This window comes from Kitasatospora sp. NPDC056731, assembly GCF_040687675.1.
Taxonomy (GTDB): domain Bacteria; phylum Actinomycetota; class Actinomycetes; order Streptomycetales; family Streptomycetaceae; genus Kitasatospora.
The window spans coordinates 29,639-43,705 of the sequence record NZ_JBFBNR010000030.1; the positions used below are offsets into that span (position 1 = coordinate 29,639).

Below are 14,067 nucleotides of genomic sequence, written 5' to 3' on the forward strand. Positions count from 1 at the left end.
TGGGTGGTGATGCGACGCGGCTCGCGGGGGTCCGGCGGCCGACACCCGGCACGGGGTGCGGAGTGTCGGCCGCCGGCCGTCGGGGTCAGCCGGTCGGGCCGGTGCCGGAGCCGCCTCGGCGGGCGGCGCGGCGCCGTTCGTGGTGCTGCCGGCGGTCGCCGCCGGCGGGCTGTGCGGTGTCGGATGCAGCGGTGCCGGGTGCGGCGGTGTCCGAGGCGGGCTCGGGTGCCGGTGCCGCTGGTGCAGCCGGTACCGCCTGCGGCGCCGGGGCGGCGGCCGGCCGGTCCAGCAGCTCGGCCAGGTGACGGATGGTCGGACGGTCGAACATCTCGACCACCGAGAGCTCCTGCCCGAAGTCCTCGGCGATCCGCCGCTGGACCCGGACCAGGTGGATGGAGTTGGCACCGGCCTCGAAGAAGTTGGTGTCGACGCCGACCTCCGCCCCGTCCATCACCTCCCGCCACAGCTCGGTGAGCCGCTCCATCGCGCCGAGCGCGCCCGGCCGGTGCGCCGCCGGTGAAGCCGGTGCCGCCGCGACGGCGGGGGCGGGGACGGCGGAGACGACGGCGGGGGCGGGGGCGGGCACCGCGGCGCCCAGCCGGGCGAGCGCCGCCCGGTCGACCTTGCCGTTGGCGGACAGCGGCAGCGCCTCGACCGCCCGCACCCGCTGCGGAACCATGTAGCCGGGCAGCCGCTCGGCGAGCGCGTCGCGCAGCGCGGCCGTCCAGTCGGTGCCGGAGCCGGGCTCCTCGGCGACCGCGTTCAGCGGCCGGCCGCCGACGAGCGTGTGCAACACGCGCTGGCCGTCCTCCAGCCGCAGCGCCTCGCGCAGCGGCTCCGGGAAGACGTCGCCGATCGGGCAGAGCGCCACCGCGCAGTCGGCGGCGCGGTGGCGCAGCAGCTGCGCCATCGCCCCGGCCTCCAACAGGCAGAAGCGGTCGGCGAGTTCGCCGTACACCGGGGCGATCGCGGCGGTCCGGGAGACCAGGAAGACGGCGAAGCCGGCCTGGTCGAGCAGCGGCCCGTTGGCCTCGCTGTAGAGCGCCCGGTCCAGGGCCCGGGCCGAGCCCGGTGCGCCGTCGAGGGCGACCAGCGCCGGCCCGGCCGGGTCGACGTAGTAGGTGCCGGCCGGCAGGCCCGCCACCTTGCCGGGGGCGACGGCCAGGTAGGTCTGCACCGGGTACAGGCCGCCGGCCGAGCCGTAGGCGTACCGGGGCACGCCGTCCTCGTCCTGGCGGGCGAGCACGGTCAGCAGCGCGTGCAGGTCGGCCAGCCGCACGGGGGCGTCGGCGAATCCGGTGGCGGCGCCGCGCAGGGCGGCGGCCCGGCGCAGGTCCAGGGTGTCGGTCGGCAGGGCGAAGGGCAGCACCTCGCGGCCCGCCAGGTCGGCGCGGCGGCCGGGCTGGCGCAGGCGCGCCTCCAGCCGGCGGACCCGCTCGGCGTCCAGGGCCGGGGCCGGCGCGGGGGCGGGGGCGGCGGGCTGCGGCCGGGCGGCCTCGCGGACCACGAAGGCCGCGAGTCGGGCGCCGAGCCCGTTGCCCTCGACCAGCGCCGCCGCCTCCCGGACGCCGTCCATCCGGACCAGCGCCGACTCGATCTCGCCCAGCTCGATGCGCATGCCGCGCACCTTGACCTGGCAGTCCTCCCGGCCGAGGAACTCCAGCTCGCCGTCGGGCAGCAGCCGGGCGAGGTCGCCGGTGCGGTACAGGCGCTCCCCGGTGACCGGGTGGGTCGGGAACGCCCGGGCGGTGAGCTCGGGGGCGTTGCGGTACCCGACGGCCAGGCCCGCGCCGGTGATGAACAGGGCGCCGGCGACGCCGACCGGGCGCGGCCGGAAGGCCTCGTCCAGGACGACCATGCCCTGGTTCCGCATCGGCCGCCCGTACGGGATGCTCGGGCGGCCCGGCTCGACCGCGCCGATCGGGTGCAGCACGGACCAGATCGACGCCTCGGTGGCGCCGCCCAGGCTGATCACCTCGGCCTTGGGCGACAGCGCGCGGACGTGGTCGGGCATGCCGACGGGGATCCAGTCGCCGCTGAGCATGACCAGGCGCAGCGACTCCAGGTCGGCGGCCGGGTTGCCGCCGGCGTACGCGAGCAGCATCTCCATCAGCGCGGGGACGGAGTTCCAGACGGTGACGCCGTGCTCGGCGACCAGCCGGGACCAGCGCGCGGGGTCGCGCTCCTCCCCGGGCCCGACCAGCACCAGCGCGGCGCCGGCGGCGAGGGTGCCGAACAGGTCGTACACCGAGAGGTCGAAGCCGAGCGAGGAGAGGCCCAGCACGCGGTCGGCGGGGCCGACCCGGAAGCGGTCGTTGACGTCCACCACGGTGTTGAGCGCGCCGCGGTGGTCGATCATCACGCCCTTGGGGTCACCGGTGGAGCCCGAGGTGTAGATGACGTACGCGAGGTCCGCCGGGGTGGTGGGCGCCGGGGCCGGCTCGGTGTCGGCCGGGGTGGCCAGCGCCTGGTCGAAGCCCAGCAGGGTGACGCCGGCCGGCACCGCGCCGGCCGCGTCCCAGGACTCCCGGGCGAGCAGCGCGGTGGCGCCGGCGTGTTCGAGCGAGCGGGCGACGCGGGCGGCCGGCAGTCCGGCGTCCAGCGGCAGGTAGGCGCCGCCGGCCCGGATCACGCCGATCGCGGCCGCGACCTGCTCCCAGCCCCGGTCGGCGCGCACGCCGACCAGGTCGCCGGGGCCGACACCGGCGCCGCGCAGCGCGTGGGCCACGGCGGCGGAGGCACGCTCCAGCTCGCCGTAGGTCACGGTGCCGGTGGCGGAGACCACGGCGGTCCGCTCGGGGGCGGTGCGTGCCTGGGCGAGGAACGGCTCGTGCAGCAGCCCGTCGGGCCGCGGGCCGTCCGTGGCGTTGAGCGCGCGGTAGGCCTCGGCGTGGGCGGCGGGCAGGGCGGCCAGGTGAAGGTCCGTCCAGGCGTCGGGCCGCTCGGCGAGGGCGGTGAGCAGGCCGGTGTAGGCCTCGAACATCGCGTCGAGCAGGCCCTCGGGGAAGAGCTCCTCGACGGCGTCCCAGGTCAGCCGCAGCCGGCCCTCGTCCTCGGAGATCTGGTGGTCCAGCCAGACCTGGGGGGTCTGGGTGATGGTGTGGGCGACCTTGGCGCCGAGCTCCCGCAGGACCCGGCTGCCGCCGACCTCGCCGGCGCCGAGCTCGCTGGTGAAGACGACCGGCATGGCGGCGTCGGCCACCCCGCGCCGGCGGGCCAGGTCGCCGCCGACCCGCACGCCGCTGACCAGCTGGTGGTCCAGGTCCTCCCAGAGCCGGTCCTGGAGGCGGCGGGCCCGGTCGGCGAAGGAACCGGCCGTGGCGCCGTCCACCTCGAACAGGCTGAGCGCGGTGAAGTCGCCGACCATGGCGGCCAGGTCGGGGTGCTCGCCGACGCGGTTGAACAGGGTGAGGTTGAGGGTGAAGCGGTCGGCCGCCGCCCAGGTGCCGAGCACGGTGGCGTAGGCGGCCAGGGCGAGCGCCGAGGGCGTGACCCGGCCGGCGGCGGCCCGGCTCTTCAGCCGCTCCCACAGCTCGGCCGGCAGGTGCGCCTCGCGGCGGTGGAACCTGGTCTGCGTCAGCTCCTCGGGGCGCCGCGCCAGCGGCAGCGCGGGGGCGGGCGGCAGGGTCTCCAGGCGGCCGTGCCAGTAGTCGAGGTCGCGCTGCAGCGCGGGGCCCTCGCGGCGGGTCTGCTCGGCCAGCACGTAGTCGCGGAACGAGAGCTCCATCGGGCGCGGGTCGAGCGAGCCCTGGTAGATCGCCAGCAGCTCGCGCAGCAGGATCTGCACGCTGCCGCCGTCGGCGATCAGGGTGTCGATGCTCAGGTGCAGCCGGGCGTCGGTGCCCTCGGTCCGGCTGGCGTGCAGCTCGAACAGCGGCCAGGTGTCGGCGGGCAGCACCTGGTGCGACATCCGGGCGCGGGTCCCGGCGAGGGCGTCGGCCCGCTCGGGCTCCGGCAGCCCGCGCAGGTCCTCGACGGCCAGCTGGTAGGCGGGCACCTCGGGCAGGATGCGCTGGGTGCCGTCCTCGGCGAAGACCAGGCGCAGCGCGTCGTGCCGCCGCACCAGGGCCTGCCAGGCGTCCTGGAGGCGCAGCGGGTCGACGTCGGCGACGTCCACTTCGAGGTAGAGGTGGCAGGCGACGTCGCCGCCGACGGCGCCGCTGCGGCCGATCCAGTACGCGCGCTGCACGTCCGTCAGCGGGAAGGGCTCGTGGCGGCGGGCCGGGTCGGGCAGCAGCTCGACCGGTTCGGCGGGCGCCTCGGTGGCCCCGCCGGCGCCCAGCGCGTCCACGGCCCGGGCGAGGGCGGCGACGGTCGGCGAGTCGAACAGGGTGCGCAGCGGCAGCTGGACGTCCAGGTCGCGGCGGATCCCGGCGACCATGCGGGCGGCCAGCAGGGAGTGGCCGCCGAGCTCGAAGAAGTCCTCCTCGGTGCCGACCTCGTCGAGGGTCAGGGCCTCGCGCCAGATCGCGGCGATCCGCTCCTCGGTCGGCGTGGCGGGCGCGGTGCGGTCGCGGCCGGCGGCGGGGACGGTCTCGGGGGCGGGCAGCGCCGCGCGGTCGACCTTGCCGTTGCTCGTGAGCGGCAGCGCGTCGAGCGGGATGAACCGGGACGGGATCAGGAAGCCCGGCAGCTGCCCGGCCAGGGCGGCCCGCAGCTCGGCCGGGGCGGGCGGCGCGGCCGGGTCCTCGGGCACCAGGTAGGCGGCCAGGGCGGCCCGGGCGGTGCCCAGGCCGTAGGCGGTGACCACGCACTGGCGGATGCCGGGCAGCGCGGTGAGCGCGGCCTCCACCTCGCCGGTCTCGATCCGGAAGCCGCGGATCTTGACCTGGTGGTCGTTGCGGGAGAGGTACTGGAGGCGGCCGTCGGGCAGGGTGCGGACGAGGTCGCCGGTGCGGTACAGCCGGGCGGCCGACTCACGGCTTGCCGTCTCGGGGTCGGTCGTCTCGGGGCCGGCCGACTCGGGGTCGGCGACGAAGCGTTCGTCGGTGAGCCGGGGCAGCCCGAGGTAGCCGGCCGTCACCCCGGCGCCGCCGATCAGGAGTTCGCCCGGCACGCCGACGGGCACGCGGCGCCCGTACGGGTCGAGGACGCGCACGGTGGTGCCGGCGATCGGGCCGCCGATGGTGACCAGGCCCTCGGCCGGGTCGACCTCGGAGGTGGTGGACCAGACGGTCGTCTCGGTCGGCCCGTACATGTTGCGGATCGGGCCGCCGAGGTGTTCGGCCAGCCGGCGCACCAGCTCGGCGTCGAGGGCCTCGCCGCCGAGCAGCAGCTGCCGCAGGCCGCGCAGGGCCTGCGGGTCGGCCTCGTCGAGCAGGGTGCGGGCCCGCGAGGGGGTGCACTGCAGGTGGGTGACGCCGTGGGCGCGCACCAGCGCCGTCAGCTCGGTGTCGGCCGCGACCGCGAGGGCGGCCGGGGCGGGGGCCGGTGCGGCGGCCGCGGTGCGGCGCAGCTCGGCCAGCCGGGGCAGGGCGGCCAGCGCGACGTCGGTGTCGACGCCGAAGTCGACCAGGCAGCCGATCTCGTCCACGCCGGCGGCGGCCAGCCGGTGCACCAGCGGCAGGCACTCCTCGGCGGTGCCGATCAGCGAGCTGTGGCCCAGGTAGCGGGCGCAGGCGTGGTCGAGCAGGGCCTCCTGGTCCTCCGGGGTGAAGTCGCTGCTGCGCACGTCCATGCCGAGGCTGCGGGCCAGGTTCTCGATCAGGCCGACCGAGCTGCGCAGGTAGTCGCGGAACGGCTGCCAGGCGTGCGCCCGGACGTCGGCGTCGTCGGTGCCGACGTAGCTGTGCAGCATCAGGGTCACGTGCGGCTCGCCCGGGTGGCCGGCCTCGTGCCAGGCCTCCCGGTAGAGGGCGATCTTCTCGCCGAGTTCCTCGACGCTCTGGCCCAGCAGGTGGGTCAGCAGCCGGGCGCCGACCCGGCCGGCCGTGCGGCAGGTCTCGGGGTTGCCCGAGGAGGTGAGCCAGTACGGCAGCTCGGCCTGGACGGGGCGGGGCAGCACCTGGACGTCGACGGTGCGGCCGCCGGGCCCCTCGAAGGGGAGCCGCTCGCCGCGCCACAGCCGGCGCACCTGCTCGATGCCGCTGACGGTGAGCGCCTGGCGGTCCTGGTAGGCGTCCTTGGCGAGGACGAAGTCGTCCGCGTGCCAGCCCGAGGCGAAGGACAGCCCGACCCGCCCGCCGGACAGGTTGTCGACGACCGACCACTCCTCGGCGACCCGGACGGGGTGGTGCAGCGGCAGCACCACGCTGCCGGCCCGGATCCCGATCCGCTCGGTGGCCTGGGCGATCGCGGCGGCCAGCACCGAGGGGGCCGGGAACGGCCCGCCGAAGGCGTGGAAGTGCCGCTCGGGCAGCCAGACGGCCGAGAAGCCGTTGGTGTCGGCGAAGCGGGCGCCGTCCAGCAGCAGCCGGTACTGGTCGGGGCCGGGTTCGGCGCCGGCGGTGTCGCTGGCGAAGTAGAAGAGGCTGAACTCGGGGACGGCCGGGGCGTCTTGCGAGGCCGCGGCGTTCCGAGTGGAGGGGGCCGGGGCGGGGGCCGCCGTGCCGGGGTCGGGGTTGACCACGACACGGTGGCCCCGGCTGAGCGTCCAGAGCAGTTCCAGGACGGAGATGTCGAAGGAGACGCTGGTGACGGCCAGCCAGGTGGCGGGCTCCCCGTCGTCCGCCAGTACGCGGTCCATCGCCGCCAGGAAGGCGGTGAGGTTGCGGCGCAGCACGACGACGCCCTTGGGGCGGCCGGTCGAGCCGGAGGTGTGGATGACGTACGCGGGGGCGTCCGGGTCCAAAGGAACAGGCGCGGGCGGGGCGGACTCGGCCGGGGCGTCGAGGTCGAGCAGTGGGGCGCCGGCGGGCGCGGCGTCCTGGGTCGCGGCGTGCACCACGACCACGGCGGGCTCGGCGTCCTCGACCACGTGGCGCAGCCGGGCCGCCGGGTAGTCCGGGTCGAGCGGCAGGTAGGCGGCGCCGGCCCGGAGCACGGCGAGCATGGCGGCGGGCAGGTCGGTGCCGCGGCGCAGGCACAGGCCGACCCGGTCGCCGGGGCGCACCCCGGCGGCCTGGAGTCGGGCGAGCAACTCGTCGACCCGGGCGTCCAGTTGGGCGAAGGTGAGGGCCTGGTCCGGGCGGCCGCCGGGCAGCACGGCCTCGGCGTCCGGGCGGGTGCGCACGGCCTCGGCGAAGGCCGTCACGACGTCCGGCGCGTCCTCGGGCAGCGCCGGGCCGTCGCCGGCCACGGCCAGCAGGGCCTGCTCGACGGGGGTGAGCGCGAGCAGGTCGGAGAGCCGCAGGCCGGGGTCGGCGGCGCCGCGGGCGAGCACCCGCTGAAGGGCCTCCGTCAGCGTGCGCACGGTGTCGTCGTCGAACAGGTCGCCGCTGAACTCGCAGACGCCTGCCGTGAGTTCGCCGTCGCGGGCGAGTTCCAGGCTCAGGTCGGTGCGACACAGGCCGTTGTCCAGCTCGACCAGCTCGACCGTGACGCCGGGCAGGGCGATGTCGGGGGCGGGGACGTTGCGGTAGCCGAACTGCACCTGGTAGAGCGGGGCGTGGCTGAGGTCGCGGTCCGGGCGCAGCTCGCGGACCAGGCGCTCGAAGGGCACCTGGGTGTGGGCCAGCGCGCCGAGCGAGGTCTCCCGCACCCGGTCGAGCAGTTCGCCGAAGGACGGGTCGCCGGAGAGGTCCGAGCGCAGCACCAGGCTGTTGACGAACATGCCGACGAGTCCGGCGAGTTCGGGCCGGTCGCGGCCCGCGGTGGGCACGCCGACGACGACGTCCTGCTGGCCGGAGTGGCGCATCAGGACGGCCTGCCAGGCGGCCAGCGTGACCATGAACGGGGTGGCCCGGGCCGCCCGGGCCGCGGCCTCCACGGCCTCGGTGGTGGCGGCGTCCAGGGTGAAGTGCACCCGGCCGCCCCGGTGGCTGGGCACGGCCGGCCGGGGCCGGTCGGTGGTCAGCTCCAGGACGTGCGGGGCGCCCTCCAGCCGCTCGCGCCAGTAGCCGAGCGGCTCGGCCAGCGCGGTGTCGGTGAGCTCGCGGCGCTGCCACTGCGCCCAGTCGGCGTACTGCACGGCGAGCGGCTCGGGGGCCGGGCCGCCCTCGCGGAAGGCCCGGTAGCGGGCGCAGAGCTCCTCCACCAGCACCGCGCGGGACCAGGCGTCGCCGACCAGGTGGTGGTTGACCACGACCAGCAGGGCGCGTTCGGGCGCGGAGCGGATCAGCAGGGCGCGCAGCAGCGGGCCGTGCTCCAGGTCGAACGGCAGGGCCGCCTCCCGCTCGGCCAGCGCGCGCTCCTCGGCCTCGCTCCAGCCGCCCTCGCCGTCGGCCGGCTCGGCCACCCGCAGCACCGGGGCGGTGCGCTCCAGCACCCGCTGCACCGGGCCGTCCTGGCCGGCGGCGATGACGGTGCGCAGCGCCTCGTGCCGCTCCACCAGGCCGTCCAGCGCGGCCTCCAGCGCGGCGACGTCCAGCGGGCCGCTCAGGCGCAGGCCCACGTACTCGTTGAACACCCCGAGCCCGGGGGTGAGCTGCTCCAGGAACCAGAGCCGCTCCTGGCCGAAGGACAGCGGCGCCGGCAGCGCCGGGTCGCGCGGCGGCACGGCCGGGGCCGTGGCGGCGGGGCCGGCCGTGGTGGCCGGGGCGGTGCCTGCGCGGCCCCGGGCGCGCGCCTCGAAGGCGGCGCGCTGCTCGGGGGTGAGCCGGGCGAGGCGGTCCTCGCGGCGGCCTGCGGGGTTGGTCACTGGTTCTCCAGGTCGGCGAGGATGCGGTCTTCGATCTCGGTGGCGAGGTCGGCGACGCGGCCGCCCTCGAAGAAGACCCGGGCGGGGACGTCGACCTCGAACTCGGCCCGCAGCCGGGCCGCGATCTGGGCGGCCAGCAGCGAGTGGCCGCCGAGCTCCAGGAAGTCGTCGTCCACCCCGACCCGGTCGAGGCCGAGCAGTTCGGCGTAGATCTCGGCCAGGCGCTCCTCGGTCGGGGTGGCCGGGGCGGTGTACGGCGTGGCGAGCTCGGGGCGGGGCAGGGCCGCCGTCCGGGGTGCCTCGGCGGCCGGGGCGGCGGAGGTGCGCAGCGTGCCGTCCGCGATCGCGGCGCCGGCCCGGGCCACCACGGCCCGTCCGGGCGGGCCCTCCAGCAGGGCGGCGAAGGCGCGGGCGCCCTGCTCGGGGGTGAGCGCGCCGGCCAGCATGTCGGCCTGGAAGGCCCGCAGGGCCTCGGGGACCTCGGCCCGGCTGGCCATGCCGACGCCGGCCCACATGTCCCAGTCGACCGCCACCGCGTGGCGCTCGCCGCGCGCGGCCTCGGCCTCCGCGACGGCGGCGAGGTAGGCGTTGGCGGCCGCGTAGTCGGCCTGGCCGTAGGTCGGGATCAGGGTGGCGAGCGAGGAGCAGAGCACCAGCACCTCGGCCTCCCCGGGCCGCAGCGCGGCGAGCAGGTGGCGCAGGCCGGCGGTCTTGGGGGCGAGGACGGTGCGCATGCTGTCGTCGGAGCGCAGCTCGACGGAGCCGCCGCCGGGCACGCCGGCCGCGTGGACGACGCCGTCGATCCGGCCGAAGGCCGCACGGGCCTGCTCCAGCGCCCGGTCCAGCGCTGCGGCGTCGGTGACGTCGGCCTGGACGGCCAGCACCTCGGCGCCGCTCTCGCGCACCGCGGCGAGCGTGGCCTCGTCGGCGGCGCCGCGGCCGAGCAGGACGAGCCGGGCGGCGCCGGCCCGGGCCAGGGCCCGGGCGAGGGTCAGGCCGATCCCGCCGAGGCCGCCGGTGAGCAGCCAGGTGCTGCCGGCGCGCACCCGGGCCGGGGCGGTCGGGACGGGGCGCTCGGCGGGCTCGACGGTGCGGGTGAGCAGGGCGCCCTCGCGCAGGGCGAGCAGCCGGGCCGGGCCGGTGAGCACGGCGCGCACCACCGCGTCGGCGGCGGCCTCGTCGAGCGCGGCGCCGACGGCGAGGTCGACCTGGGTGCAGCGCAGGTTGCGGTACTCCTCGCCGAGCACCTGGACCGGGCCGCTGAGCAGGGCGGCGGCGGGCCGGGGCTGCTCGCCGGGGGCGGCCGGGAAGGCCCCGGCGGTCACGACGCCGAGCCGGACCTCGTTCAGCACGCTCTCGGCGGACATCGCCCGGGCGAGGTGGACCAGGCCGAAGTAGCCGGCGGTCTCGTCCGGCGTCTCGTCCAGGCCCCAGGCGTACAGGACGGCGGTGGGCGTGCGGACCAGGCCGCGCAGGTCGGCCAGCAGCTTCGCGTACTGGGCCGGGTCGGCGGGGTCGAGCTCGTAGACGCCGCGGCGCACCCGGCGGTAGGCCGGGCCGGGCTGGACGGTGGTGACGATCTGGCCGCGGGCCGTCAGCAGCTCGACCAGGGGCTGGGCGGCGCCGGCTCGGTCCAGCAGGACCAGCCAGGTCTGGCGGCGGCCGGCCAGCGGGTCGTCCCCGGCGCTCTCGGCGAGCGGGCGCCAGTTGACGGTCGCGTGGACGGCGTCGAGGTCCGCGGCGGGCAGCGCGGTGGCGGGCGCCCGGCCGGGGACGGCGGGCTCGATCCAGTGCGGGAGCCGCTCGAAGGGGTAGCCGGGCAGGTCGGCGGGGCGGGCGCCGGCGTCGACGGGCTCCCAGTCGACGGCGGCGCCGTGCGCCCACAGGCTGCCGAGCGCGAGGACGGCGCTGCCGGGTTCGTCCTCGGCGCCGCGCCGCCCGCGGGTGGGCAGCGGCGGCAGGGCGAGCCGCGGCCCGGCGCTGCCCTCGGCGGCCGCGCGGGCCAGGTCGGTCAGCACGCTGCCGGGGCCGGTCTCCACCAGCACCATCCGCTCGTCGAGCGCCGCCAGGCGGGTCAGCCCGTCGTGGAAGCGCACCGGGGAGAGCATCTGGCGCACCCAGTAGCCGGGGTCGGTGGCCTGCTCCGGGGTGATCCAGTCGCCGGTGAGGTTGGACAGGAACGGCACGGTGGGCTCGTGCAGCGTGACCTTGGCGAGCTCGGCCGCGAACTGCTCGGCGGCGGGCGCGCACAGGGCGCTGTGGAACGCCCGCTCCACCGGCAGGCGCAGGGCGCGCAGGCCCCGCTCGCCCAGCTCGGCGGCGGCCCGCTCGACGGCCTCGGCGGTGCCGGACAGCACCGAGGCGCCCGGTCCGTTGACGGCGGCGAGGTCCAGGCCGTGCGCGGCGGCGAGGTCGGCCGCGGCCGCCTCGTCCAGCGGGACGGCCAGCATCGCGCCGGGCGCGGTCTGCTCCATCAGCCGGCCGCGGGCGGCGACCAGGGCGAGCGCCTCGGGCAGGTCGAGGACGCCGGAGAGCAGCGCCGCGGTGTACTCGCCGAGGCTGTGGCCCAGCAGCGCCGCCGGGCGCACGCCCCAGTGCCGCCACAGTGCGGCCGTGGCGTGGCCGACCGCCAGGACGGCGGGCTGGGTGACGGAGCTGCGGCGCAGCAGGTCGGCGTCGCCGCCGCGCAGCAGCTCGACCAGGTCGAGGCCCAGGTGCGGGCGCAGCAGGTCGGCGGCCTCGTCCAGGGCGGCGCGGAACACCGGGTGCGCCCGGTGCAGGCCCAGGGCCATGCCCGGGTACTGGGCGCCCTGGCCGGGCAGCAGGAAGGCGACGGGGGCTGCGCCCTGCCCGGCGCGGGCCCGGACCGACTCCCGGCGGCCGGCGCCGCGCAGCGCGGCCACGGCGGCGGCGGTGTCGTCGGCGACCACGACGCGGCGCTGGACCAGCTGGCGCCGACCGGTGCGCAGGGTGCGGGCGACGTCGGCCAGCGGGCGGTCCGGGTGGGCGGCGAGGTCGTCGGCGAGCCGCTCGGCGGCGGCGTCCAGCGCGGCGGCGGTGCGGGCCGACAGCGGCAGGGCGACGGGGACGGCGCCCGGTGCGGCGGCCTCGCGCGGGGCCGGCTCGGGGGCCTGCTCCAGGACCACGTGCGCGTTGGTGCCGCCGATGCCGAAGGCGCTGACGGCGGCCCGGCGCGGGCCGTCGGCGACCGGCCAGTCGGTGAGGCCGGCCGGGACGAAGAACGGGCTGTCGGCGAGGCCGAGTTCGGGGTTGACGGCCTCGGCGTGCAGGCTCGCCGGGATGCGGCCGCCGCGCACCGTCAGGATGGCCTTGATCAGGCCGGTGACGCCGGCGGCGGTGTCCAGGTGGCCGAGGTTGGACTTGACCGAGCCCAGGCCGCACCAGCCGGTGGCGGACCTGTCGTCGGCGTCCTGCTCGGCGCGGAAGGCGGCGGTGAGCGCCTCGACCTCGATCGGGTCGCCGATCGGGGTGCCGGTGCCGTGCGCCTCGACGTAGCCGATGCTGTCCGGGGCGACGCCCGCGACGGACAGCGCCTCGCGGATCACGGCGGTCTGGCCGGCGACCCCGGGGGCGGTGTAACCCGCCTTGTTCGCACCGTCGTTGTTGACGGCCGAGCCGAGGATGACGGCGTGCACCCGGTCGCCGTCGGCGAGCGCGTCGGCGAGGCGCTTGAGCACCACGACGCCCGCGCCGTTGCCGAAGACCGTGCCGGCCGCCTCGGCGCCGAAGGGCCGGCAGTGCCCGTCCGGCGACTCGATGCCGCCGGGCACCGGCAGGTAGCCGGAGCGGTGCGGCACGGTGACGGTGACGCCGCCGGCGAGCGCGAGGTCGCACTCCTCGGACAGCAGGCTCTGCACCGCGAGGTGCACCGCGACCAGCGAGGTCGAGCAGGCGGTCTGCACGCTGACCGCCGGGCCGCGCAGGTTGAGCTTGTACGCGGCGCGGGGGGCCAGCTGGTCGGGCTGGTTGCCCTGGAAGAGCATCGGCACGCCGAGGGAGTCCCGCAGGTCGGTGCGCGGCAGCAGGTTGTGGATCAGGTAGGTGCTCAGCAGCGACCCGGCGTAGACCGCGATCGGCCCGGGCGCCCGGTCGGGGTCGCAGCCGGCGTCCTCCAGCGCCTCCCAGGCGCATTCGAGGAAGATCCGCTGCTGCGGGTCGATGACCGAGGCCTCCAGCGCGTTGTAGCCGAACAGCTGGGAGTCGAAGCCGGCGACGTCCGCCAGCACGCCCTTGGCGGCCACGTACCCGGGCCTGCCGGCCTCGCCGTCCGGCACCCCGGCGGCCCGCAGCTCCTCGGGGCCGAACCGGCTGATCGCCTCGGTGCCGGAGGCCAGCAGCTCCCACAGCGCGTCGACGGAATCGGCTCCGGGGAAGCGGCCCGCGAGGCCGACGACGGCGACCCGGCCGTCGGTCTCGGCCTCGTCGGGAATGACCGGCTGTGCGTTCAAGGTGTTCTCCGTGGGTGAGGTGGGCTCCGCACGCGGCGGGGCGGGCAGGACCGGGTACGCGGCCGGGGCTCAGACCGCCATGGGGTTCAGGACTGCCGTGGGGATCAGGGCCGCCGGGCGGCTCAGACCGCCATGAGGTAGCGCTGGAAACGGGGCATCAGGAACTCCAGGGCCCGGACCTCGACGGGCGTCAGCTCCGGGTGCCAGACGTCCCAGAGCAGGACGGCGCGCTGCTGGGTGCCCTTGTTCCAGGCCTCGTGGATGAAGCTGTCGTCGAAGAGGATCACCTTGCCCTCCTCCCAGCCCCGCTCGTCGTCGCCGACCTTGATGGCGCAGCCGGGCGGCACGATCAGCGGCAGGTGCGCGGTCAGCAGCAGGTTCACGCCGCCGGTGTGCGGGGTGATGTGCACGCCGGGGTTGAGGATGGTGAACATGCCGTCGCGCGGCCCGTGCGGGCTCGCCGAGACGGCGGCGTGGGTCTCGGGGCAGCGCTCCAGGACCTCGTCCCGCCAGCTGCCGTTGCGGTACAGCTGGTAGGTGTCCCAGCCCTGCCAGCCGAGCTCCTTGGTGTACAGGTCCTCGTACGGGGCGAAGCGGGCCTGCTCGGCGCGCAGCTCCAGGAACTCGGCCTTGATCCGGTCGTACGCCTCCTCCAGCCGGGCCACCCAGGGCAGTTCGGCGGTGTCGTGCCAGGGCAGGGCGCTGATCCCGGGGAAGAACAGCCGGGTCGGCTCCTGGTCGTCGTGCAGGTACTCCGGGGCCTGCTCGCCGGTGAGGATGCGCAGGCACTCCTCGACCCGCTCCAGCCCCTCGGTGCCGAGGATGCCGTGCAGCTCCGTCATCACGCCCTGAACGTCCATG

Annotated in this window: 3 protein-coding genes; all 3 read right to left on the reverse strand. The window is 77.2% G+C overall.

Annotation, left to right across the window (positions count from 1 at the left end; translation table 11 throughout):
* Positions 1 to 85: 85 nt before the first annotated feature.
* The 3 genes from AB0R04_RS26895 to AB0R04_RS26905 all read right to left on the reverse strand — a co-directional run bounded on the left by AB0R04_RS26895 (position 86) and on the right by AB0R04_RS26905 (position 14,066).
* Entirely contained in the window at positions 86 to 8,737 is an 8,652-nt protein-coding gene (locus AB0R04_RS26895) for an amino acid adenylation domain-containing protein (protein ID WP_363375599.1), read from the reverse strand.
* The gene (locus AB0R04_RS26900) at positions 8,734 to 13,206 is read right to left on the reverse strand and encodes an SDR family NAD(P)-dependent oxidoreductase (protein ID WP_363375602.1); all 4,473 of its coding nucleotides are present in this window, start codon (positions 13,204 to 13,206) and stop codon (positions 8,734 to 8,736) included. Before AB0R04_RS26900 ends, AB0R04_RS26895 begins: the two co-directional genes overlap by 4 nt.
* A 122-nt stretch (positions 13,207 to 13,328) precedes the next feature.
* Positions 13,329 to 14,066 (reverse strand): aspartyl/asparaginyl beta-hydroxylase domain-containing protein, encoded by a 738-nt coding sequence (locus tag AB0R04_RS26905; RefSeq protein WP_063352428.1) that lies wholly within the window; start codon positions 14,064 to 14,066, stop codon positions 13,329 to 13,331.
* Position 14,067 lies beyond the last annotated feature (1 nt).